We start from the raw sequence: 21878 nt of genomic DNA on the forward strand, positions 1-21878 counted from the left end.
CGAGAAAAACGATGAGGCGGAAGGCAAACCTTCCGCCTCATTCATGAAAGGGGAGCGGCCGCAGCGATGAGCAACGAAGACAACCAGAAGATCCGTCTCGAGGCGTTGGATATCGACGTGGAAAAGACGCGCGAGCTGGAAGAGAAATTCGATTCCGAAATCCGCTTCCGCACCCTGACGACAAACGCCGGATATCTCGTCGGCTTCCTTCTTCTCGCGCTGTCGATCTTCCACTACTACACCGCCGGCTTCGGCCTGCTGCAGGAGATGGTGCATCGAGGCATCCACCTTTCCATGGTGCTGGCGCTGGTCTTCCTGGTTTTTCCGCTGACCAAGACCGGCTACGACCGGCATCCGAAATCGACGCTGCTCAGTCCCCTCGGCATTCCGCTCTACGACTGGCTGCTGGCCATCGCCGCGGTCATTGCCGTCGCCCACGTCCCGCTCATTCCGCTCGACGACCTCGCCTTCCGCGTCGGCAATCCGACGACGCTCGATGTCGGGCTGGGCCTCACGCTGATCGTGCTTCTGCTGGAGGCGACGCGCCGCTCGGTCGGCATCCCGCTGCCGATCATCGCCGTCGTCTTCATGCTCTATGCCCTGTTCGGCCAGTACATGCCGAGCATCCTGATCCATCCCGGCAACAGCATCTCGCAGCTGGTCAACCATCTCTACCTGACGACGCAAGGCATATACGGCATCGCCCTGGGCGTCGTGGCGACCTACGTCTTCCACTTCGTCCTGTTCGGCGTCTTCGCCAATCGCATCGGCCTTGGTCAGCTGTTCCTCGACTGCGCCGCGTGGGTGGCGGGGCGATATGCCGGTGGACCGGCCAAGGTTTCGATCTTCGGCTCGGCGCTGTTCGGCATGATTTCCGGCTCGTCGGTGGCGAACACCGTCACCGTCGGTTCGCTGACCATCCCGGCGATGATCAAGCTCGGCTACAAGCGCAACTTCGCCGCCGCCGTCGAAGCCGCCTCCTCGACCGGCGGCCAGGTGACGCCGCCGATCATGGGCGCGGCGGCCTTCCTGATGATCGAGTTCCTCGAACTGCCCTATACGACGATCATCGTCGCGGCGATCATCCCGGCCTTCATGCACTTCTTCGGCGTGCTGATGCAGGTGCATTTCGAGGCCAAGCGCACCGGCCTGCGCGGGTTGCGGCCCGATGAAATGCCAGACATCAAGGAGGCGCTGAAACGGGACTGGCCGACGATCATCCCGCTGGTCGTGCTGATCGGCGTGCTTTTGTCCGGCTATACGCCCTATCTGGCCGCGTTTTGGGGCATCACGCTCTGTATCGTCGTCGGCCTGCTCAACCCCAGGCGGCGCATGTCCGTCTCCGATATCGTCGTCTGCCTGCGCGACGGCGCGAAATACGCGCTCGCCGTCGGCGCGGCCGCGGCGACCGTCGGCATCGTCGTCGGCATTGTCACGCTGACCGGCGTCGGCTTCAAGCTCTCCTACATCGTGACGTCTACCGCGGCACAACTGGCCACCCAGTTCGGCGATATCCTGCCAGCCTCGATCGTGGCTCCCACGACGCTGACCCTGCTGTTCACGCTCATCATGACCGGCGCCGTCTGCATCCTGATGGGCTGCGGCATTCCGACAACGGCGAACTACATCATCATGGTGACCATCGCCGCGCCGGCGCTTGTCCTGCTCGGCACCGAACCGATCGTGGCGCACTTCTTCGTCTTCTATTACGGGTTGCTCGCGGACATCACACCGCCTGTTGCGCTTGCCGCCTACGCGGCGGCCGGCATGGCGGGCGCCGACCCCTTCAAGACCGGCAACACGGCCTTCCGGCTAGGCCTCGGCAAGGTGCTGGTGCCCTTCGTCTTCGTCTTTTCGCCGTCGCTGCTGCTGGTGACGAAAGACTTCAACTGGCCGGATTTCTTCCTCGCCTTCTTCGGCTGTGCCTATGGCATCACCTGTCTCGGCGCGGCGCTGTCACGCTTCATGCTGGTGCGCACGAAGCCATGGGAAAACGTCTTGCTGGTGGTGGCCGCATTCCTGATGGTTGCGCCGGAACTCTATTCCACCTTGATCGGCGTGGCGCTGACGATACCGGTCCTCATACGCCAGATCATCGAAAACCGGGCACAGGCGGCGATTGCCTCCTGATGCTGGAGGTTGCCGGCCGCGAGCGTTCGCGGCCGGCGCTTGCTTCATGAATCTGCAAGCAGCACCAGCAGACCGCCCAGCAAGGCGATGTTGCCGACGACGCCATTGATCTTGGCGCCGCGCTCGGCGCCCTGATAGTTCCAGAAATTGTGGAAGATCGGCGTCGCGACGATCAGGAACGCGATCAATCCAAGGGTTGCATAGCCGGTCCGGACCCCGGCAATCATGAGCGCTCCCGCCGCCACCTGCAGAACGATGCCGAGCCACAGGACGGTGCCTCCCAGTGGCACGTCGCGCGCTGTCATCAGCCCGGTCAGCAGGGCGCGGTTCTGGATGTTGCGGAGGCCGGCAAAGACGAAGGCACCGCCAATCAGCAGACGCCCGGCAAACTGAATCAAATCGGTAAAATCCGAAAACATGTCCTTGTTCCCAAATGAAAAGCCGGGGCGCTGACAGGCCGCGCCCCGGCGACGCATTTACGCAGCCTTGGCCGCCGCCACCGGATGAATGGCGTGGAACGGCACGCACAGCCGGTTCCAGACATTGATCGTGCCGATCGCCACGCTGAGCTTGACCAGCTCTTCTTCCGAAAAGTGCTTCAGTGTCGCCTCGTAGAGCGCGTCCGGCACGCCGGCGTTCGAGATCAGCGTCACCGCTTCGGTATAGGCGAGCGCGGCGCGCTCGCGCTCCGAAAACAGCGGCGATTCCTTCCACGCTGAAACCATGATGACGCGCTGCAGGGTATCGCCGTCGGCCAGCGCTTCCTTGCTGTGCATGTCGACGCAGAAGGAACAGCCATTGATCTGCGAGGCGCGCAGCTTGACCAGATGCAGCAGGCTCTTTTCGAGGCCGCTTTCCTCAACCGCCTTGTTGAGCGCCTGCACCTGCTTCATCAGCTCGGGCGCCTTGGCGAAGAATTGCAATCTCTGTTTCATCATCTTTCCTTTCTTACGGCTTGGATGGTTGGGGTTTTTGCGGTCGCTGATGACGCGCGACGAAGGCGCATCCGGCGGCGACCGAACGGGGATCGGCGTCGGTCATGAAGTCATGCACGATGCCGGAAAGCTTCTCGCCGGCAAGCGCGGCGCGGTAGGCCTTCTCGGCCCGCAGCATGGCGGCATTGATGCCGCAGGGTTTTACATAGGCCGAGGCCGGCAGCTTCACCGGCCCGTTGCGGCGGATCTCGCCGCAGCGGAACGCCGGCTGCGGTCCATCCACCGCCAGCACGATGTCGAGCAGCGAGATCGTCTCCGCCGGCCGCGCCAGGCGATAGCCGCCTGCCGGGCCGGGCACGGATTCGAGAATGCGCGCCGCGGTCAACGCGTTGAGGTGCTTGAGCAGATAGCTCGGCGACAGGCTGAACTGTTCGGCAAGCGCTGCGCCGGGAATGGTCGCGCCGGCTTCGACGCCGGCCAGTGTCGCCGCGCAGTGGATGGCCGCTTCTACGCCTTCGCTGAGCTTCATTGCTTTCGTCCCTTAATCATGGATTCAATATATCCTGGATATTTTTTATCGTCAATAGGCGCAAAGAAAAACTCCTGCCCCAGCAGACGAAACCGCCCATACGCAACGCGGCGATTTCGTCTGCTTCGGGAGGAGTCCCTATTCCGCCGGTTCCGGCATCTTTGGCTTGGCCATCGGATTGTTGGGATGCGTCGTCCAGTTGGCGTAGACGGGCGACACCGGCTTGCCGGTGCGCTGGTCCATCACGCCGGCGGCGAGCGGCTCCATGGTGATGCAGCCATCGACCGGGCAGACATTGACGCACAGATTGCAGCCGACGCACTCGTCTTCCATGACTTCGAAATGGCGGACGCCATCGACCATCGAGGTGATGGCCTGGTGCGAAGTGTCCTCGCAGGCGATGTGGCAGCGGCCGCACTGGATGCAGGCGTCCTGGTCGATATGGGCCTTGGCCACATAGTTGAGGTTGAGATACTGCCAGTCGGTGACGTTGGGCGTGGCGCGGCCGACGATGTCGCCCAGCGAACGGTGGCCCTTCTCGTCCATCCAGCTTTCCAAACCGGAGATCATCTCCTGCACGATCTTGAAACCGTAGGTCATGGCGGCGGTGCAAACCTGCACATTGCCGGCCCCCAGCGCCATGAATTCGGCCGCGTCGCGCCATGTGGTGATGCCACCGATTCCGGAGATCGGCAGGCCGCGCGTCTCGGGATCGCGGGCGATCTCGGCCACCATGTTCATGGCGATCGGCTTCACCGCCGGGCCGCAATAGCCGCCATGCGTGCCCTTGCCGTCGATCATCGGCTCCGGTGAGAATGAATCCAGATTGACGCCGGTGATCGAATTGATGGTGTTGATCAGCGACACCGCGTCCGTTCCGCCGGCCTTCGCCGCGCGCGCCGGCTTGCGGATGTCGGTGATGTTCGGCGTCAGCTTGGTGATGACCGGCATTCGGGTGTACTGCTTGCACCAGCGCACGACCATTTCGATATATTCCGGCACCTGGCCGACGGCGGCGCCCATGCCGCGCTCGCTCATGCCGTGCGGACAGCCGAAATTCAGCTCGATGCCGTCAGCCCCGGTTTCCTCGACCAGTGGCAGGATCGCTTTCCAGGCGTTTTCTTCGCACGGAACCATGATCGAGGCGACCAGCGCCCGGTCCGGCCACTCCATCTTGACCTGCTTCATCTCGCGCAGGTTGGTCTGCAGATCGCGGTCGGTGATCAGTTCGATGTTGTTGAGGCCGAGCAGACGACGGTCGGCGCCCCAGATCGCGCCGTAGCGCGGGCCGTTGACGTTGACGACCGGCGGGCCTTCCTCGCCCAGCGTCTTCCACACCACGCCGCCCCACCCTGCCTTGAAGGCGCGGATGACATTGTAGGCCTTGTCGGTCGGCGGCGCCGACGCCAGCCAGAACGGATTGGGCGACTTGATGCCGACGAAATCGTTGCGGATGTCTGCCATGCTCATGCCCTCCCGTTCGAGGTGAGTGCCCGGTGAATGCTCTCCGCCGCATCGCGGCCGGCGGCGACCGCCGAGACAGTCAGATCCTCGCGGCCATCGACGACGCAGTCGCCTCCCGCCCAGACCTTGGCCATGGAGGTGCGGCCTTCGGCGTCAACCTTGATGCGCCCGCCGTCCAGTTCGATTGCGGCGCCCGAGCCGTTCAGCGCCCCAGGCACGAAGGACTGGCCGATCGCCTTGAACACCTGGTCGGCGATCAGCGTAATCGTTTCGCCTGTTCCAGCCAGCGTCTCGCCCGTCAGCGCGGTGTATTCGAGTTCGATACCCGAAACCTTGCCGCCATCGGCGATGACGCGCTTCGGCTGCAGCCAATGGCGGATGGTGACGCCGTTGGCCGCGGCCAGATCCTGCTCGAACTCGGAGGCGTTCATATGCTCCTGGCCGCGACGGTAGCAGATCGTCACTTCCTCCGCGCCCAGCAGCTTCGATTGCACGGCGGCGTCGATAGCGGTCATGCCGCCGCCGATGACGACGACGCGGCGGCCGACCGGCAATGAACCGAGATCGCTCGCCTGACGCAGTTCCGCGATGAAATCCACGGCGTTGGCGACGCCGTCGGCCCCCTCGCCTTCCGCCCGCAGCGCGTTGACGCCGCCGAGGCCCATGCCGAGGAACACGGCGTCATAGTCCCTCACCAGATCGGCGAGTTGATAATCGACGCCGAGCGCCTTGCCGTTCTGGATGTCGATGCCGCCAATGGCCGTCACGTAGTCGACCTCCGCCTGGGCGAAATCGTCGACGCTCTTGTAGGCGGCGATGCCGTATTCATTGAGGCCACCCGCCTTCGCCCTTGCATCGAGCACCGTCACGTCGTGACCATGGCGCGCCAGCCGGTGCGCTGCGGCGAGCCCTGCCGGCCCTGCCCCGACGACAGCGACCGTCCTGCCGGTCGACGCCGCGCGCGGATAGAACTGCTTGTTTTCCTCCATGGCGATATCGGTGGCATAGCGCTGCAGCCGGCCGATCTGCACCGGCTTGCCTTCGGCGATCTCGCGCACGCAGACCTCCTCGCACAGCGTCTCGGTCGGGCAGACGCGGGCGCACATGCCGCCAAGGATGTTCTGGTCGAAGATCGTCTTGGCCGAACCGAGCGGATTGCCGGTCGAAATCTGGCGGATGAACAGCGGAATGTCGATCGAGGTCGGACACGCATTCATGCAGGGCGCGTCGTAGCAGAAATAGCAGCGGTCGGATTCGACCAGCGCCTCGTGATGATCGAGCGGCGGATGCAGGTCGGAGAAATTGTCCGCATATTCCGCAGGGGAAAGCCGTTCCCCGGCAATGCCTTCCTTGAAATGAGCAGTCGCCATGCAGGTCCCCATTTCCTTTCCAGTCGGCAAAGGCTAGCACGTTTTATTTTTTTATCAATTGGTCAACTTTCAGCGCAACGCAATGTTTTCATTGTAAAAAAATATGACAGTTATAGTCATGTTTCCCGCCTCTGCTGGTCAAAGAATCTCCAATTCAAATGTCGGATTCCTGTTGGCGGTTTCGTCCTAGGGTGACGTCCACCGTCGGACGGATACAAGGAGACTATCCATGCCGAAAACCCCTTCATTTTTCTGGTACGAACTGATGACGAGCTACATCGACGTGGCCCGGGATTTCTATGCGGGCGTCGTCGGCTGGCATCCTGAGCCGTGGCCCGCTAACGACATGTCCGGCAGACCCTACATCGTCATGAATTCGGCTGAGCGCGGCGTCGCCGGCATCATGAACCTGCCCGATGGCGCCAGGGGTATGCCGCCCGCATGGGTTGGGTACATCTATTCCGCCGACACCGATGCGTCGGCCAACGCGTTGAAGAAGGCCGGCGGTATGGTGCATCGCGGGCCGGCTAATATCCCCGATGTCGGGCGCTTCGCCGTTGTCTCCGATCCGCAGGGCGCGATGTTCATGTTCCTGAAGCCCGAGGGTCCCGACCAGCCGGAAATACCGATGGACACTCAGGGGCATATCGGCTGGCACGACCTCTACACGGACGACTGGCAGGCCGCGTTCGATTTCTATTCCGACCAGTTCGGCTGGACTAGGGATGAGGCGATGGATATGGGGCCGATGGGCACCTACCAGATTTTCGCCGTCGACGGCGTCCCCGTCGGCGGCATGATGAACAAGAGCGACAAGAGTGCGCCGAACGGCTGGCTGTTCTACACCAATGTCCCCGACATCGACGCGGCGGTGAAGAAGACGCGCGACCGTGGCGGCAAGACGCTGATGGAGCCGATGGAAGTGCCCGGCGGCCAGTGGGTCGCGCAATGCCTCGACCCCCAGGGCGCCCGCTTCGCCATGGTCGCGCCCGGCCGCGCCGGCGCCTGACATACAGGACCGCTGCGATTTCATCGTCTTGGGCCGTTGTCCGGATTCTCCGCGGCAACGGCCTGATTCAACGTCTCAGGAGTGCCGGCCAAAGCCCGTTAAGGAATCGCGAAAGATTCCTTTTATGATTCAGGACTATTGCTCGGCGCATGGTTGCGTACAGGTTTAGTCGAGTTTTAGCGGTTTGCGCGGTGCTGGCCCTTTCGGCCTGCGCCACGGCGCCCAGCCATATCAACGATGTCTGCGCCGTTTTCGACCAGCAGGACGGCTGGTTCAACAACTGGCAAAGCCACGCGCAGAAGGCCGAGCGCAAATACGGCGTGCCGGTTCCGGTGCTGATGGCGACACTGCGCAAGGAATCCGGTTTCAAGAGCAACGCCCGCCCGCCGCGCACCAAGCTGCTCGGCTTCATCCCCTGGAAGCACCAGTCCAGCGCCTATGGCTATTCGCAGGCGCTTGACGGCACATGGTCGCAATATCAGATGGAAAGCGGCAACTGGTCGGCCCGCCGCACAAACTTCAGCGACGCGGTGGACTTCGTCGGCTGGTATCACTCCAAGACCGCCGACACGCTCGGCGTCGCCAAGAACGATACCTACAATCTCTACCTGGCCTATTACATGGGCTGGACCGCCTACAAGCGCGGCGAGTGGCGCAGCAACGCCAGCCTGCAGCGCTATGCGCGGGATACCGATGCGATGGCTCGGAAGTATGAGGCGCAGTTGCGCCAATGCGGCAGCTGAGGCAGCTGAGGCAGCCCTGGTCAGGCCAGCGAGACCGCCGATCCTATTTCCGACGCGGCTTCCCGTTTTCCTTTTCCGTCGGCTCGAAAGCTGACGGTGCGTCCGGATCTACCGCCTGGCGGCCGCTGCCGGCCTCGGCCTGTTTGAACGGCGCCACCGTTGAATTTTCGGTTCGCCGCGGCGCACCCGCCTTCTGACCGCCGCTTTCGTCGCGCGTCTCCTGGCGGCGAGTGCGGCCACGGCTTTCCGCTTCCTCCGCCGCGTCCCCCAGCCTGCCCGCCGCGGGCGCGGCGCGCTTGCCGCGAGGCCGCTTGGGCGGCGGTGCGGCAAATCCCGGATCGCCGCCAGGAACCGAACGCTCCCGATGCGGAACAACGTCCTCCGGCTCACCTTCATGAGCCGCATGGTCGCGGTCGAAGCTGATGACCGGCTCCATCTCGGCCAGCACATCGTCTGCGAGCCAGCAAAGACTGGCGTGACCGTTGCCGAGGTCCTTCAACGGCGGAAGCTGCGTTTCGCACAGATTGTCCGGCACCAGGCTCTTGTAGCGGCAGCGGGTCTGGAACGGGCAGCCGCTGGGCGGGTTCATCGCCGAGGGAATGTCGCCTTCCAGCACGATGTGCTTCTTCACCACCGACGTGTCGGCAATCGGGATCGCCGACAGCAGCGCCTCCGTATAGGGATGATAGGGCGGCGCGAATATCTGGTCGGTCGTGCCCTGCTCGACGATATGGCCGAGATACATCACCACCACGCGGTCGGCGATGTAGCGCACCACCGACAGATCGTGGCTGATGAACAGCATCGTCGTCTTGTTCTTGCGCTGGATGTCCATCAACAGTTCGGTGACGGCCGCCTGCACCGAGACGTCCAGCGCCGAGACCGGCTCGTCCGCCACCACCACCTTCGCCGCGCCGGAAAAGGCCCGCGCCACGCCGATGCGCTGCTTCTGGCCGCCGGAAAGCTGGCGCGGCTTGCGTTCGGCGAAGGCGCGCGGAAGCTTGACGAGGTCCAGCAGTTCCAGCATGCGCTGGCGCCGTTCGGCGGTGTTCTTGCCGACCTTGAATTTCTCCAGCGTGCGGATGATCTGCGAGCCGACGCTGTGGCTGGGATTGAGCGTGTCGAACGGATTCTGGAACACCATCTGGATCGCCGAAACGGTTCCGACGCTGCGGTTCTCGATCCCGGTCGACTGGATCTCGTCATTGCCGAGCGTAACCGAGCCGGCGCTGGCCGTCTCCAGGCCGAGCAGGACCTTGGCGAGCGTGGACTTGCCGCAGCCGGACTCGCCGACGATGGCGACGGTCTCACTCTCGCGCGCCATGAAGCTGATGGTCTCGTTGGCCTTGACGGTGCGCCCCGCGCCGCCGCCAAACATGCCGCCGCCGCCGACATTGTAGTATTTCCGCATATCGGTCACCTTGAGCACCGGCGCTCCGGGCTTGACCGGCTCGCTGGATTTCTTGGCGCCTGGCGGCATGGCCGCCCAGTCGATCTCGTTGAAGCGCACGCAGCGCGAGAAATGCCCTTCGTGTCCGTCCACCGGGATCATCGGAATTTCGGCGGCGTTGCAGACCCCCTCCACGAAGTGGTGGCAGCGCGGACCGAAATTGCAGCCCTTGGGCCTGTCCTGCGGCAGCGGCAGCTGACCGGGGATGGCAACCAGCGGACGCTCGTTCTTGTCGGCCCCCGGCAGCGGGATCGAGCGGAACAATCCTTGCGTATAGGGATGCCGCATCCTGTCGAACACGTCCTTGATCTTGCCTGTTTCCACCGCCTCACCGGAATACATCACCGTTATCCGGTCACATGTCTCCAGGATCAGGCCGAGATTGTGCGACACGAAGATCATCGACGTGCCGAATTCCTTGCCCAGTCCCTTGACCAGTTGGACGATGCCGGCCTCCACTGTCACATCGAGCGCGGTCGTCGGCTCGTCGAGCAGCAGCAGCGCCGGCTTCGACAACAGCGCCATGGCGATGACGATGCGCTGCTGCTGGCCGCCCGAAAGCTGATGCGGGTAGGAGCGCATGATCCGCTCCGGGTCCGGAAGCTTGACCGAGGCAATCATGTCCCGCGCCCGCTTGTAGGCCTCGTCGTTCGAAACCTTGTCGTGGATCAGCGGCACTTCCATCAACTGCTGGCCGATCTTCATCGCAGGGTTGAGGCTCGCCATCGGCTCCTGGTAGATCATGGCGATCTTGTTGCCACGGATGGCGCGCAGCTCCTCCTCGGACATGTCGCCCATGTCCCGGCCCCGGAACTTGATGCGGCCGCCGACGATCTTACCGATATTGGACAGGTCGCGCATGATGCCGAGCGACACGGTCGACTTGCCGCAGCCGCTCTCGCCGACGATGCCCATGGCCTCGCCCGGCATCACCGTGCAGGAGAAATCCATCACCGCCGGTATCTCGCCCTTGCGGGTGAAGAAGGAAATGGAGAGATTCTCGATCTCGATGATCGGCTCTTCGGGATTTCGAACTGCCTCGTTCATGGGTCGTTCCAATCCTTGATGGTCAGTCTTTCATCGATTGCTCGCGCAGCGAATCCGCGAGCAGGTTGAGGCCCAGCACGAAGGACATCAGCGCGATGGTGGGCGGCAGCGCCGGATGGATGAAGGAGCGCAGCAGCCGGCTGGCGTCCTTGATCGCGGTGCCCCAGTCCGGGCTTTCCGGCGCGAGACCGAGGCCGAAATAGCCGAGCGTGCCAAGCAGGATGGTGGTGTAGCCGATGCGCAGGCAGGCATCGACGATCAGCGGGCCGCGAGCATTGGGCAGTATTTCCCACAACATGATGTACCACGGGCTTTCGCCGCGCGTCTGCGCCGCCGCCACATAGTCGCGCGTCTTGATGTCCATGGTCAGGCCGCGCACGATGCGGAACACGCCGGGCGACGAGGCGAACACCACCGCCGCGAAGATGTTCAGCTGGTTCGGCGTCAGCGACAGGATGCGGAACGGGTCGGCGTTGAAGACCAGCGAAGCATAGATCCAGCCGCCGATGACGATCGTCAGGCCCATATAAAGCCAGATACGGTCCGGCCTGTTCTTGAAGCGAGTCCAGAACAGCGTCAGGAAGAACACGATCGGAAACAGGAAGAATACCCCCGCCATCCAGCGCGGGATGCCCATCTCCACGATCGCCGGCGTCACCAGCAGGTAGAACAGCAGGATCACCGGGAAGGCGAGCACAAGGTTGGCGAGGAACGACAGCAGGGCGTCGATCCTGCCGCCATAGTAGCCCGCCGGAAGGCCGAGCGTGATGCCGACCATCAGCGCGAACAGCGTCGCTGCCGGCGCGATGATCAGCACGATCTGGCTGCCGAAGACCATGCGCGAGAACACGTCGCGGGCAAGGTTGTCTCCGCCCAGCAGATAAACCCCGCCGCCGGACGTTTCCGGCGCGATGGCGCCGGGCATCGCGTTCTTCAGCACGGCGACCTGCGCCAGCGGATCGAAGGTGGCGATGCGCGAGGCGAAGATCGCGGTGAAGAGCCAGAAGAAGCATATCGCCAGGCCGGCAATGCCGACGCCGGTCGAGAACAATTGCCCGTAGAGGCCGAGCTTCTTGCGGTAAAAATAGCTGGCGCCGAGCACGATGGCGAGCGACAGCCACACCGGCCAGAAGCGGGCGAGAATGCCGAGGACGATCTGCGTGGCGCCGACAAATTCGAGGTTCATGTGGCGATCCCCGTCAGGCGACCAGTGTCGGCATTGGACCGGGAAAGAGGCGTCAGACCCATCACTGCACCCTGATGCGTGGATTGAGATAGGCGTAGCCGATGTCCGACAGGAGTTGCGTGAATAGCACCACGAACACCGACACCAGCGAGCAGCCAAGCAGGAGATCGATATCGTTGTTGCTGGCCGCTTCCACCAGCGTGTAGCCGAACCCCTGGTAGCGGAACATCGTCTCGACGATGACGACGCCGGTCAAAAGCCATGGGAATTGCAGCATGATGACGGTGAAGGGCGCGATCAATGCGTTGCGCAGCGCGTGCTTCACCACCACCGTGCCGAAGGAAAGCCCCTTCAGCCGCGCGGTGCGGATATATTGCTGCGTCATCACCTCGACCATCGAGGCGCGCGTCATGCGGGCGATGTAGCCGATGCCGTAGATCGCCATCGTCAACACCGGCAGGGTGAAGTTGTAGAAACTGATGCCCTGCATGGTCGCGCTCGCCGCCGAGCCGTTCAGCCAGCCGAGCCACGAGGCGAAGATGACCGCGAAGATGACGCCCGAGACATATTCGGGCGTTGCAGTCGTTGCGATAGACAGGACCGAGAGGGTGCGGTCGGTGCGCGAACCTTCCCGCATGCCGGCCAGAATGCCAATCAGCAGCGAGATCGGCACCATGGTCACCATCACCCAGAACATCAGGATGCCGGTCGCCCCCAGCGCCGGAAACAGCTTGTTCGCGACCGGCACGCGGAACTTGGTCGAGCAGCCGAAATCGCCCTGCAGAACGCCCGAATAGGTGGCGACCGCCGGCTCGTCGCAGAACTGGAAGCGCGGCACCGCCTTGCCGGTGGCGTCGATGTTCGGCTGCTTCTTGACCAGGCCGAGCCACTGGCCATAGCGCACGAAGAAGTTCTGCCGGTAGCCGTTGCGCTGCAGCCAGCTGTCGAGCTGCTCCTGCGTGGCGCGCGTCTCGGTCTGGCTGATCGCCAGCTTTTTCAGATTGGGTTCGAGGCTGATGAGGAAGAAAACGACCAGCGTCAGGCAGAACATGGTCAGCACCATGAGGCCCAGCCTGCGCGCTATGAATCCCAGCATTGCGTCCCCTGCCGTTGTTCAAGGTTGGGGTTCCGCGGCCTCAAATCGATTGAAGGGCCGCGCGAAGCGAAAGCATCCGCCGCCCCTCCGGCAGCGGAAACCTGGCAGAGCGTCACGCGCTCCGCCAGGGTAGCCCGTCATGCTTCCTCGAGCCAGACCTTGCCGAGGTTCAACTGCTGCATCGGGTGCTGGAAGTAGCCCTTCACCTCCGGCTTGTGGTGGTTGTAGACCTTGCGCCAGTACGGCTGGATGATGATGCCGGACTGCTGCAGGATCGTCTCGATATCCTTCATCACGACCTTGCGCTTTTCCGGGTCGTTGATGGAAAGCGCTTCGGCCAGCTTCTTGTCGAAGTCCGGATTGGACCAGCCGGTCTCGTTCCAGGCTTCGCCGGTGCGATAGGCCAGCGCCAGCACCTGCACGCCCAATGGCCGCATCGTCCAGTTGGTCAGCGAATAAGGATACTTCGTCCAGTCGTTCCAGAAGGTCGAGCCGGGAAGCACCGTCCGCTTGACCTTGATGCCGGCCTCGCGAAGCTGGGCGGCGATGGCGTCGCCGGTGTTCTTGTGCCAGTCCTCGTCGGACGAGATCAGCTCGTGCTCGAAGTCCGCCTGGCCGGCCTCGGCCATCATCGCCTTGGCCTTCTCGATGTCGCGGGCGATCTTCGGCAGCTCGACATATTCGGGATGGATCGGCGCTACGTGGTGGTTTTCCGCCGGCACGCCGGCATTCGACTGGCCGAGCTGGAGCACGACAGCATTGTCCACGGCCAACTGCAGCGCGTTGCGCACTTTCTGGTCGTCATACGGCTTGTTGTTGACGTTTGTGCGCGCCACGATGGTGATCGACGTGACCGCTTCCGACTTCTCCAGGCCGAGATCGTCGAGGACCTTGAGATAGTCCGGCGTCGTCTCGTAGTTGGCGTGGACTTCGCCGGATTCGAAGGCGCTGACCATGGCCGACGGGTCGGTTCCGTAGTCGATGAACTCCATGCCATCCAGCATCACGTCGCCGCCCCACCAGGCTCCCTTCTCGCGACGCTTGTAGACGACGCGCTGGCCGACATCGAAGGAAACCAGCTCGAACGGGCCGGTGCCGATCTTGTTCTTGGTGAAGTCGGAACCGTCCTTGTCGAAGCTCGGGTGAACGACGAGCGCCGGATAGTCGGCGAAGTTCGGCACGAAGGAGATGTCCGGCTCGGTCAGCACGATCTTGATCGTGTGGTCATCCACCTTGGTGGCGCCGCCCTCGCGAATCTTCTTGCTGTCCTTGTCCGCCAGCGTCCCCATCCGCGCGACCATGGAATTGCCTTCCACGCTCGCATCGCACCAGCGCTCCAGATTGTACATCAGATCGTCGGCGACGAAGGGGTCGCCATTCGTCCAGGTCACGTTCTTGCGCAGCTTCAGGACATATTCGGTGGCATTGTCGTTCACTTCCCAGCCTTCCAGCAGGTAAGGCTCGAACGTGTATTCGGGCGTGTAGAGCACCAGCGCCTCCAGCGACTGGCGCATGGTGTTGGCGATTTCGGTCCAGTCGGCCAGGCGCGGGTCCTTCGGCGCCTTGATGAACATCTGCACCTTCAGCACGCCGCCCTTCTTGGGCGCGGCATCCTGCGCGCGGGCAGGCACCGGCATTCCGAGAAGCCCATAGGCCATCGCCGTCGAGGCGCCGAACACGCTGGCCAGCGCAAGAAATTCACGGCGGTCCACACGGCCTGCCTTGGCCTCCTCGGCCATGGCCAGAATGTGATCCGGAACGAAATCGCCATTGCTCTTGTAATTTGTCATCACTAGCTCCCATTGGTGGCGTTCTGCCGTTTAGCATTCCGCATCCGACGGGTGATGTCAAAAACCGCCCATGGATGCCCCTACGGCAAATGTGCAACTTTGACGGCAAGGCGGTTGGCGCGATTACGACAACCCTGACGCAAAATCGCTATTGCGGCCGGTTTCCTGTCACAACCGCGACAGATTTTGGTTCGGCGGCGGCATTGGTGTCGCAAGCAATCCCGAGCTCGGCCCGACTGGATCGCCCGCTTCCCGCTCCCGCTTGACGGCTTGTCGCTGAGCACCATGTACGTTTGCACGAGCACTATGATAGGGACAGAACCATGAAGTTTGTTCTTGCGGCGGCACTAACCCTATCCCTGACAACAATCGCATCGGCACAGGACTACCTTGGCTCTTCTCTTCAGTCCGAGAGCTTCGGACGGCAACTCGAGCGTTCTCAAGGCAACGCCGGCGTCAATCGGCCGAAATATCGAAAACATCATCAAACGGCGCAGCCATCTCAGGCACAGATGAATGAAGTGATGCGCGCCTTAAGCCAGAATACGAGCGTCGCGTGCAACGCGAAGGCAGAGCAAGCGCGAACAGATGGCTCAAGCGCACTGCTTATCGCCTTGGCCAGGAAGCAGGTCGCAGCGCACGCCGATAGCGCGCGATCTGAACTTCTGGTGCATCACCGTTGAAGGACCTTCGCCTCGTCCGTCCGCGCCTCGCCTCCCGCTGGAGCCCGATCTTCGCTGCCAGGAGCATACGCCCCGCGAAAGCAAGCGTGGCCTCAATACTCCTTCTCGTAAAATATCCCGCCCTTGGCCTCGCCGGCGTCCGACGCCTCGCCGCGCAGCTTGACGCCCTTGCCGACATTGAGGTCGATGCGGGCCTTGCCGGAACCGGGCTTTTCGCCCTTCTGGATCGTCACATAGGTGCGGTCGTTGAGGTACTTGCCGGCTGAGACGGCGGTGCCGCCCTGTTCGTCCGTGGTCACGTCGAGATCGTCGACGCCGAGGCCGTTGCGCAGTTTTTCGAGCAGCGAGGTCGAGCCGCCGACACCGGCAAGCTGGGCGGCCGCTTCGGCCAGCTGGGCGATCTGCAACGGCGACAGGTTCGACATCGACCGCCCGAAGATGAGCCGCGCCAGCACCTCGTCCTCCGGCAGGGATGGGATCGAGCCGAAGGCAAACTTGGGATTGTTCGCTTCGCCGGTCACCTTGATGGTGACGGTGGTATCGGTGGCCGAGGACGTGGCTGTCAGGTTCAGATACGGGACCAGCGAGCCGGAAAAAGTCAGCGTGCCTTCCGTGAAGGTCAGCCGCTTGCCGAGGATGGACAGCCGCCCCCGCACCAGTTCGAACTGGCCGACCGCCTCGGGCGCCGATGCCTGTCCCCGCAGCCGCAGCGAACCGCCAAGTTCGGCGTCGATGCCGCGGCCCTGGATGAATATCTGGTTGGGCGCATTCACCGTCACGTCGAGCGCAAGTCCGCCGCCGCTGCTTTTCGAGGCGCCGCCCGGGTTGAGCGCCCTGTCCTGCGCACGCACATCCGCCGGCGCGTTCTTGTGCTTTACATCCAGCGCCGACAGCGAGGCCGGCAGCTTTTCCGGCACGGTGATCACCGTGCGGCCGAGATTGACTGTACCCGAAATCACCGGCGCCGAGACCAGCGGGCCTTTGACCGTCAGATCGCCGGACAGGTTCGCCGTCACCACGCGGCCGTCCGTATAGCGGCCATCAACCAGCTTTATGCTGAGGTCGGCGGGAAAGCCGCCGGCCGGATCGATGCCCACCGTACCGCTGGCCGAAAGGCTGCCGCGCGTCGACAGCGTGCCGGTCAGGCTGTTGATCCGGGCGACGCTGTTGCCCAGCGCGACATCGGCGCTGATGTTGTTGACCGCCAATCCCGATTTCGCATCGACGAATCGCGCGCCGGAGGTTCGCACCGAACCGCCGATGACCGGCTTGCTCGCCGGGCCGGTCACCTGAACCGACACGTCGGCGGTGCCGGTCAGCGAAAGCCCCTGCGCGGCCAGCCGGCTGGCCAGGAACCCAAACGGCACCTTGCCGGAGAAATCGAGCGAAAGGTTCGGCGTGCCGCCGGTCGTCACCGTTCCCCCGCCCCGCAGGCCAAGGCCCGAAGCGCCGCCGATGTCGGCGTCGAAATTCAGCCGGTTGCCGCTGAAGGTGCCCGACGAGGTGACATTCAGCGCGCCAATCCCCGCGCCGCGCGTCTGCGATGTCTGCACGCCGCTGGTCTTGACGGTGTAGTTGATTGAAGGGCTGGAGGGCGCGCCTGTCACCTTCACCGTACCCGAGGCGGTGCCCGCCGCATCCAGGCCGGGTGCGAAATTGTTGGCGACCGACAGCGGCACGCCGGCAAGCGCCACGTCGAGATCGAGCGCCTGCCCAGCGGTGCCCGTCACGGTGGCCGTCCCGCCACCGAGGCCGACCGTCAGTTGCTGCAGCCGGGTGACGCCGTCCGCGATCGCGATGGTCGAGGGGCGCGCAATCGTCGCCTTGAGTCCCTTGAAAGTGGCCTCGCCCGTCGCCAGCTCCACCGTGGTGGCGCCATCGGCGACCTTGACCCTGCCTGTGGCCCTGGCAGGAATATCCTTCACCGTGGCGCCGCCGGAAAAGCCGGTCCACTCGCCGTCGCGCTTGAGATCGACATCGATGCCGCGGATGACGGTCGTGCCCGAGGTGACGCTGTCGGCCCTGATTTTCCCGGATACCACTGGCTTCGCCATATAGTCCGCGACCAGCGCATCGACCGTCGCCTTGCTGACGGAGAGATCGCCACGCATGATGCGGTTCGCATTGGCCTTCACCGCCACCTGCGGCGCCGCGCCCTGCTTCGAGAACACGATGGTTCCCTTTGCATCGCCTTCCGCCTTTTCCAGCGCCAGCGCCGCCAGCGGGCCGATGTCCGGCAGTTCGAACGTGACGGTCCCCTCCGGCACGAAGGCGTCGTCGAGCAGAAGATCCCCGGAAATGCGGTTGTTGCCAAGCGACAGCGATAGACCGTTGATCTCGCGCCGGCCCTGCGAGGTTTTCAGCACCGCCTTGCCGTCGAGCTTCTCGCCGGCGACCATGCCCGCAAGCGTCACGTCTGCGGCGGGATTGGCAATGTCGGCCTTGCCGGTGGCCGTCAGCCGCAGCCCGGTGATGTCGCGGTCGGCGACGGTCAGTTGCGAGCTTCGCACGGTCACCAGCACGTCCGGCGATTTTGGCGCGCCCTTGGCGCTGACGGCCAGCTCGACTGCCCCTTTCGCCTGAGGTGAAAGTCGCGAAATGTCGCTCAGCGCGCCCTTGAGGTCGGCCTCTATTTGCCCGTCGACAAAGCTGGCGCTGCCGCTGGCGGTCACCGGACCGGACAAAAGCTCGATCGCGTTCGCCGAGACATTGCCGTTGGTGTCGCGGTTGAGGCGGGTCGAAAGGGTTGTGCGTTCGCCGAGAATCGGCCGCGCCGCCGCAGGCAGGGCGGCCGACGCGGCGTCGGCCTTCACATTGAGTTCTATGGAACCGTCGGCAAGCGAGACCTGACCATCGAAAGCACCCTTCAGCGCGTCGCTGAGGATCGATCCGCTGTCGACGACGATCGTGTCGGCATCGATCCGTCCGGCCACTTCCGCCCTGATCTTGCCGGCGATCAACGGCGCGATGGTCGGATTGTCGAGGCCAAGCTTGTCGGCGGTGACGGTGCCGGAGATCGGACCGGTGCGGGTCGCCACGTCGAACGCATCCGAATGCAGGGCAAGCGCGATGTTATCGACCTTGGTGGTGTTGGTGGAAACCTTGGCCAGCGAGGCGGCAACATCGACGGCCGGCTGTTGGCCATCGCCCAGTGCGCGCAGCGACACCGATTTCAGTTCGATGTCGATCGGGCTTTCCTCGCTGCCGAGCGATAGCGGCACGGTTGGGCCGGCCGACGTGAATTCGAGGGCAAAATCGCTGGCGCCGGCCGGGTTGATCGTGCCCTTGGCGACACCGTGGATAGCGGCGCTGTCGACATTGGCGCGTTCGATCTCGATGCCGCCCGTTTCAGTCTTCGTTCCGGCGAGGTCGAAATTCACGGCGCCGGACAGCAGCGGCTTCAGCCTATCCGGCACGAAGCGGGCGAAATCGCCGTCGCCCTTGGCCTCGACGCGGCTGCCCTTGTCGGTCAGTTGGTGGCGGCCTGAAAGTCGTGTGACCACCTGCCCGTCGACGCTGAAGGTTCCTGTGCCGTTCCAGTCCGCCAGCGGGCCGTTGCCGGAAATGGCGAGATCGACGGGCGGTGCGCCGGGCAGCTTGAGCAGGTTGGCGATGATGCCGCCGGCCGGCTCCGCCGCCTTGACGTCGAGGTCGAGCTTGTTGTCGGCGGGCGCGAAATTGATCGCCGCGTCGATGCTGCCCTGCTTGCCGTCGCTGCGCGCCACATTCAAAACCGTCTCGACGGCGAGCGGCGAGGCATCCGCCTTGAGCGAACCCCTGGCGGCCAGCTCGGCGATGCCTGCGCCGGCCAGGTCCTGGCCGAGCGCGATTTCGGGCAGGTCGATCTGCTTGATGTCGACCGATACGGGCAGCGTCGTCTCGCCGCTGTTCTTCTTTTCCGTCCCGGCAACAGGAAGCCGCGCCACCTCGATGCGGCCCGCGGCGACGCGTTCGGCGCTGAAGGTCCTGGACAGCAGCGCCAGCGGCGACCAGTCGACGGCCACGTCGCGCAGCACCAGCCACGGCCCCTTGCCGTCCTCCAGCACGACGTGGTCGAGCCTGAGCGCGCCGGACCATATGCCTTCGATGCCGCTGACCTGAACCTTGCTGTCGGCCGACGACGCCATGGTCGAAATCATGCCGGCAAGGTTTTCCTTGCCGCGTTCCGTCGTCGTCAGAACGACAAGCGCGCCGAGGCCGGCGGCCACGACGATGACCACCAGATAAAACAGCACCCGCATTACGCGTTTGATGATTTTCATCATGCCGTCAGAACGCCTGGCCAATGCCTGCATAGATGCCGAAACTTGGATCGCCCTTGTCCCCGTTGAGCGGAACCGCGGCGTCGATCCGGAGCGGCCCGAATGGCGTCAGATAGCGCAGGCCGATACCTGCGCCCACCTTCACGTCAGAGAAATCCGGAAACTGCTTGGTTGAAACCGTGCCGGCATCGATGAAGGGTACGATGCCGATCGTGTCGGTGACGGCGACGCGCAGTTCGGCCGATGTCTCGAAGAAGGACAGGCCGCCGATCGGCTGGTCGTTGATGTCCTTGGGGCCGATGCCCTGGTAGGCATAGCCGCGCACCGAGCCGCCGCCGCCGGCGTAGAAGCGGCGGTCCGCCGGCACCTCCTGCAGCGAAGCCCCGAAGATCGAACCCATGTTGATGCGGCCGGCGACAATGTATTTGCCGGCCGAATCGATCGCCTGATAGGCCGAGCCCTCGCCCCTGAGCTTGACGAAGGCGGCGCCGTTCAGGATGTCGTAGCTCGGCTCGGCGTATGCCAGGAAACGGACGCCCGTCGTCGGATTGAGGCGGTTGTCGCGGTTGTCATAGACATATTGCAGCGGAATGCTGGCGATCAGGTACTTATGATGCCCGAAACTGTCCTCGATTTTCGAATAATCGAGGGAAAATTCGGCCGAAACCGTCTGGTTCTTGCTCAATTCATAGGAAATTCCGACCTCGCCCTTGACCGAGAAATGGTCGAAGGCGTCCGGATGCTCGTAGACGGTCTTGAGATTGGTGAAGAATTTCGATGCCGGTCCGAGCACGCCCGGTTTCTCGAACATGATGCCGGCATTGTAGTTCAGCTTCGAGATGTCGTTGCTGCCGATGCCGCTGATTTTCCCGTCGATACGCAGCTTCTCCGCCCGGCCGAACAAATTGCGGTGGCCCCAGTAGCCCTCGATGCCGAGGCCTTCCGTGTTGGAAACCGTTCCGCCCAGCCCGAAATAACGCGGCTTACGCTCGCTGACCTCGACATCGATGGGAATATTGCCATCGGCGTCGAGCGCCTCGCCTTCCTTCAGCGTGACGGAATTGAAGACTTCCAGCCCCAGCAGCCGCTCGCGCGCGTCGTCGATCTCCTCGGGCGAATATTGCCGGCCGCGTTTCAGGCCGGTCATGTATTCGGTGAAATCGCGGTCCACCGCCTCGGTGCCCTCGACAGTCGTGTCGCCGTAGCCTGCCACCGGACCGGCAGCCACGGTCAGCGTCACGTCGAGCGTCGAGGTGCTGTGGTCGGCGACGATTTCGCGCCCGGTGACCGCCGCCAGCGGCCTGCCTTCTTCCTTCAGGGCCCGCACGATGGCTGCCTCGCCCTTGAGCACGGCCCCGGACCCGGCATCGCCGCCGGCGATCAGGCCGAAATCGGCGCTGGCCAGACCGGCCGCGTCGCCCTTGAGGACGATGTCACCCAGCGTGAATTTCGGCCCCGGTTCGATGGTGATCGTCACCGGAACGGGTTGCGGCCCGGTGAATTCGGCATCCGGCGGCAGGTCGTCGACGGACTGGCCGGCGATGGCGATCGTCACCACGCCTTCGTAGTGCGCATTCTTGTAGAGCGCCGCCACGAGCTGTTCGCGGTCGCCGCGCGCCTTGGTCAGCAGGCCGAGCGAGCCGGAAACCGGCCGTTCCTCGTCGCCTTTCAACACCGAGGCGTTTTCAAGCTGCTCCTTGAGATCGTCGTCGGCGCCCGGCGCCTCGATGGTGACCGCATAGCGAAGCGGATCGATGATGTCCTGATCCTGATCGTCGTCCGAACCCCACAGCTTGAGGCCGAATATCTCGAAAGCGGCCGCCGGACGGTTGTCGGCCAGCAGCACGGTCGAGCAGAGAAGCGCGGAAATCAGGGCGCGCGAAAGCTTGCGCCCCGGCGCACCGCTCCCGAAAAACCTGTTCTTCTGCGCCGGCATCACTCTAGAACCTAGTCCGCAATCCTAAAATTGGAATGAACTTCTGAAGCGCTCGTAAAGGAGCCACAATCCAATTGTCTGAATTGCGGCGGGCCTGGAATTCACACCTTCTGCACTTTGGCAAGAAAGCGTGATTGTCCTCCGGCGACTTCGTGGCGCCACCGGCCGCGGCTCGTACCTTGGGGCAGTACCTGCCTGATCCTGGATTGACAAGCGCAAGCTGAGCTTGAACATGCTGGGAGCACGGC

The 21878-nt window shown here is 63.6% G+C and carries 15 protein-coding genes; 4 read left to right on the plus strand and 11 right to left on the minus strand.

Features of this window, described 5'->3' with window-relative positions:
- Nucleotides 1-66: 66 nt before the first annotated feature.
- The gene (locus tag ASD44_RS08380) at nt 67-2130 is read left to right on the plus strand and encodes a TRAP transporter permease (RefSeq protein ID WP_056110619.1); all 2064 of its coding nucleotides are present in this window, start codon (nt 67-69) and stop codon (nt 2128-2130) included.
- Between the two features lie 44 nt (nt 2131-2174).
- Here ASD44_RS08380 and ASD44_RS08385 read toward each other — a convergent pair whose 3' ends face one another.
- From ASD44_RS08385 to ASD44_RS08405, 5 genes are all read right to left on the minus strand, one after another.
- Complete coding sequence (locus tag ASD44_RS08385) at nt 2175-2549, minus strand: DoxX family protein (protein WP_056110620.1); 375 nt, start codon at nt 2547-2549, stop codon at nt 2175-2177.
- Nucleotides 2550-2606: 57 nt separating this feature from the next.
- Nucleotides 2607-3065, minus strand: a complete 459-nt coding sequence (locus tag ASD44_RS08390) for a carboxymuconolactone decarboxylase family protein (RefSeq protein WP_056115723.1) — start codon at nt 3063-3065, stop codon at nt 2607-2609.
- 13 nt (nt 3066-3078) lie between these two features.
- Nucleotides 3079-3594 carry an Rrf2 family transcriptional regulator gene (locus ASD44_RS08395; RefSeq protein ID WP_056110622.1) on the minus strand — a complete coding sequence of 172 codons (516 nt, stop codon included), beginning with the start codon at nt 3592-3594 and terminating at the stop codon, nt 3079-3081.
- A 138-nt stretch (nt 3595-3732) separates the two neighbouring features.
- Nucleotides 3733-5058 (minus strand): NAD-dependent dihydropyrimidine dehydrogenase subunit PreA, encoded by a 1326-nt coding sequence (gene preA, locus ASD44_RS08400; protein WP_056110624.1) that lies wholly within the window; start codon nt 5056-5058, stop codon nt 3733-3735.
- A 2-nt stretch (nt 5059-5060) separates the two neighbouring features.
- The gene (locus tag ASD44_RS08405; protein ID WP_056110626.1) at nt 5061-6428 is read right to left on the minus strand and encodes an NAD(P)-dependent oxidoreductase; all 1368 of its coding nucleotides are present in this window, start codon (nt 6426-6428) and stop codon (nt 5061-5063) included.
- Nucleotides 6429-6657: 229 nt separating this feature from the next.
- Here ASD44_RS08405 and ASD44_RS08410 point away from each other — a divergent pair, with 229 nt between their 5' ends.
- Together ASD44_RS08410 and ASD44_RS08415 are read left to right on the plus strand one after the other, a co-directional pair.
- On the plus strand, nt 6658-7437 hold the full coding sequence (locus tag ASD44_RS08410) for a VOC family protein (protein WP_056110628.1): 780 nt from the start codon (nt 6658-6660) through the stop codon (nt 7435-7437).
- 149 nt (nt 7438-7586) lie between these two features.
- A complete protein-coding gene (locus ASD44_RS08415) occupies nt 7587-8180 on the plus strand; it encodes a transglycosylase SLT domain-containing protein (RefSeq protein WP_056110630.1) in 594 nt (197 codons plus the stop codon).
- A gap of 43 nt (nt 8181-8223) precedes the next feature.
- Here the strand turns inward: ASD44_RS08415 and ASD44_RS08420 are convergent, their stop codons facing one another.
- The 4 genes from ASD44_RS08420 to ASD44_RS08435 form a co-directional block, all read right to left on the minus strand.
- Nucleotides 8224-10677 (minus strand): dipeptide ABC transporter ATP-binding protein, encoded by a 2454-nt coding sequence (locus ASD44_RS08420; protein WP_082542414.1) that lies wholly within the window; start codon nt 10675-10677, stop codon nt 8224-8226.
- Nucleotides 10678-10699: 22 nt separating this feature from the next.
- Nucleotides 10700-11863, minus strand: coding sequence for an ABC transporter permease (locus ASD44_RS08425; protein WP_056110632.1), 1164 nt, complete (start codon nt 11861-11863; stop codon nt 10700-10702).
- A 61-nt stretch (nt 11864-11924) separates the two neighbouring features.
- On the minus strand, nt 11925-12959 hold the full coding sequence (locus ASD44_RS08430) for an ABC transporter permease (RefSeq protein WP_156459811.1): 1035 nt from the start codon (nt 12957-12959) through the stop codon (nt 11925-11927).
- A 137-nt stretch (nt 12960-13096) separates the two neighbouring features.
- A complete protein-coding gene (locus ASD44_RS08435; RefSeq protein WP_056110634.1) occupies nt 13097-14749 on the minus strand; it encodes an ABC transporter substrate-binding protein in 1653 nt (550 codons plus the stop codon).
- 323 nt (nt 14750-15072) lie between these two features.
- Here ASD44_RS08435 and ASD44_RS18360 point away from each other — a divergent pair, with 323 nt between their 5' ends.
- Nucleotides 15073-15432, plus strand: a complete 360-nt coding sequence (locus ASD44_RS18360) for a hypothetical protein (protein ID WP_156459812.1) — start codon at nt 15073-15075, stop codon at nt 15430-15432.
- Between the two features lie 92 nt (nt 15433-15524).
- On the opposite strand, the gene ASD44_RS08440 is transcribed toward ASD44_RS18360, so the two are convergent.
- Both ASD44_RS08440 and ASD44_RS08445 read right to left on the minus strand, forming a co-directional pair.
- The gene (locus ASD44_RS08440) at nt 15525-19697 is read right to left on the minus strand and encodes a translocation/assembly module TamB domain-containing protein (protein WP_320409830.1); all 4173 of its coding nucleotides are present in this window, start codon (nt 19695-19697) and stop codon (nt 15525-15527) included.
- A gap of 4 nt (nt 19698-19701) precedes the next feature.
- Nucleotides 19702-21630, minus strand: a complete 1929-nt coding sequence (locus tag ASD44_RS08445) for an autotransporter assembly complex family protein (protein ID WP_056110638.1) — start codon at nt 21628-21630, stop codon at nt 19702-19704.
- Nucleotides 21631-21878 lie beyond the last annotated feature (248 nt).

Source organism: Mesorhizobium sp. Root554, assembly GCF_001427025.1.
Lineage (GTDB): Bacteria > Pseudomonadota > Alphaproteobacteria > Rhizobiales > Rhizobiaceae > Mesorhizobium.

Coding starts and splice junctions, on each gene's coding strand:
- ASD44_RS08380 (WP_056110619.1), top strand. CDS start 67: ATGAGCAACGAAGACAACCAGAAGATCCGTCTCGAGGCGTTGGATATC.
- ASD44_RS08385 (WP_056110620.1), bottom strand. CDS start 2,549: ATGTTTTCGGATTTTACCGATTTGATTCAGTTTGCCGGGCGTCTGCTG.
- ASD44_RS08390 (WP_056115723.1), bottom strand. CDS start 3,065: ATGAAACAGAGATTGCAATTCTTCGCCAAGGCGCCCGAGCTGATGAAG.
- ASD44_RS08395 (WP_056110622.1), bottom strand. CDS start 3,594: ATGAAGCTCAGCGAAGGCGTAGAAGCGGCCATCCACTGCGCGGCGACA.
- preA (WP_056110624.1), bottom strand. CDS start 5,058: ATGGCAGACATCCGCAACGATTTCGTCGGCATCAAGTCGCCCAATCCG.
- ASD44_RS08405 (WP_056110626.1), bottom strand. CDS start 6,428: ATGGCGACTGCTCATTTCAAGGAAGGCATTGCCGGGGAACGGCTTTCC.
- ASD44_RS08410 (WP_056110628.1), top strand. CDS start 6,658: ATGCCGAAAACCCCTTCATTTTTCTGGTACGAACTGATGACGAGCTAC.
- ASD44_RS08415 (WP_056110630.1), top strand. CDS start 7,587: ATGGTTGCGTACAGGTTTAGTCGAGTTTTAGCGGTTTGCGCGGTGCTG.
- ASD44_RS08420 (WP_082542414.1), bottom strand. CDS start 10,677: ATGAACGAGGCAGTTCGAAATCCCGAAGAGCCGATCATCGAGATCGAG.
- ASD44_RS08425 (WP_056110632.1), bottom strand. CDS start 11,863: ATGAACCTCGAATTTGTCGGCGCCACGCAGATCGTCCTCGGCATTCTC.
- ASD44_RS08430 (WP_156459811.1), bottom strand. CDS start 12,959: ATGCTGGGATTCATAGCGCGCAGGCTGGGCCTCATGGTGCTGACCATG.
- ASD44_RS08435 (WP_056110634.1), bottom strand. CDS start 14,749: ATGACAAATTACAAGAGCAATGGCGATTTCGTTCCGGATCACATTCTG.
- ASD44_RS18360 (WP_156459812.1), top strand. CDS start 15,073: ATGAAGTTTGTTCTTGCGGCGGCACTAACCCTATCCCTGACAACAATC.
- ASD44_RS08440 (WP_320409830.1), bottom strand. CDS start 19,697: ATGATGAAAATCATCAAACGCGTAATGCGGGTGCTGTTTTATCTGGTG.
- ASD44_RS08445 (WP_056110638.1), bottom strand. CDS start 21,630: ATGCCGGCGCAGAAGAACAGGTTTTTCGGGAGCGGTGCGCCGGGGCGC.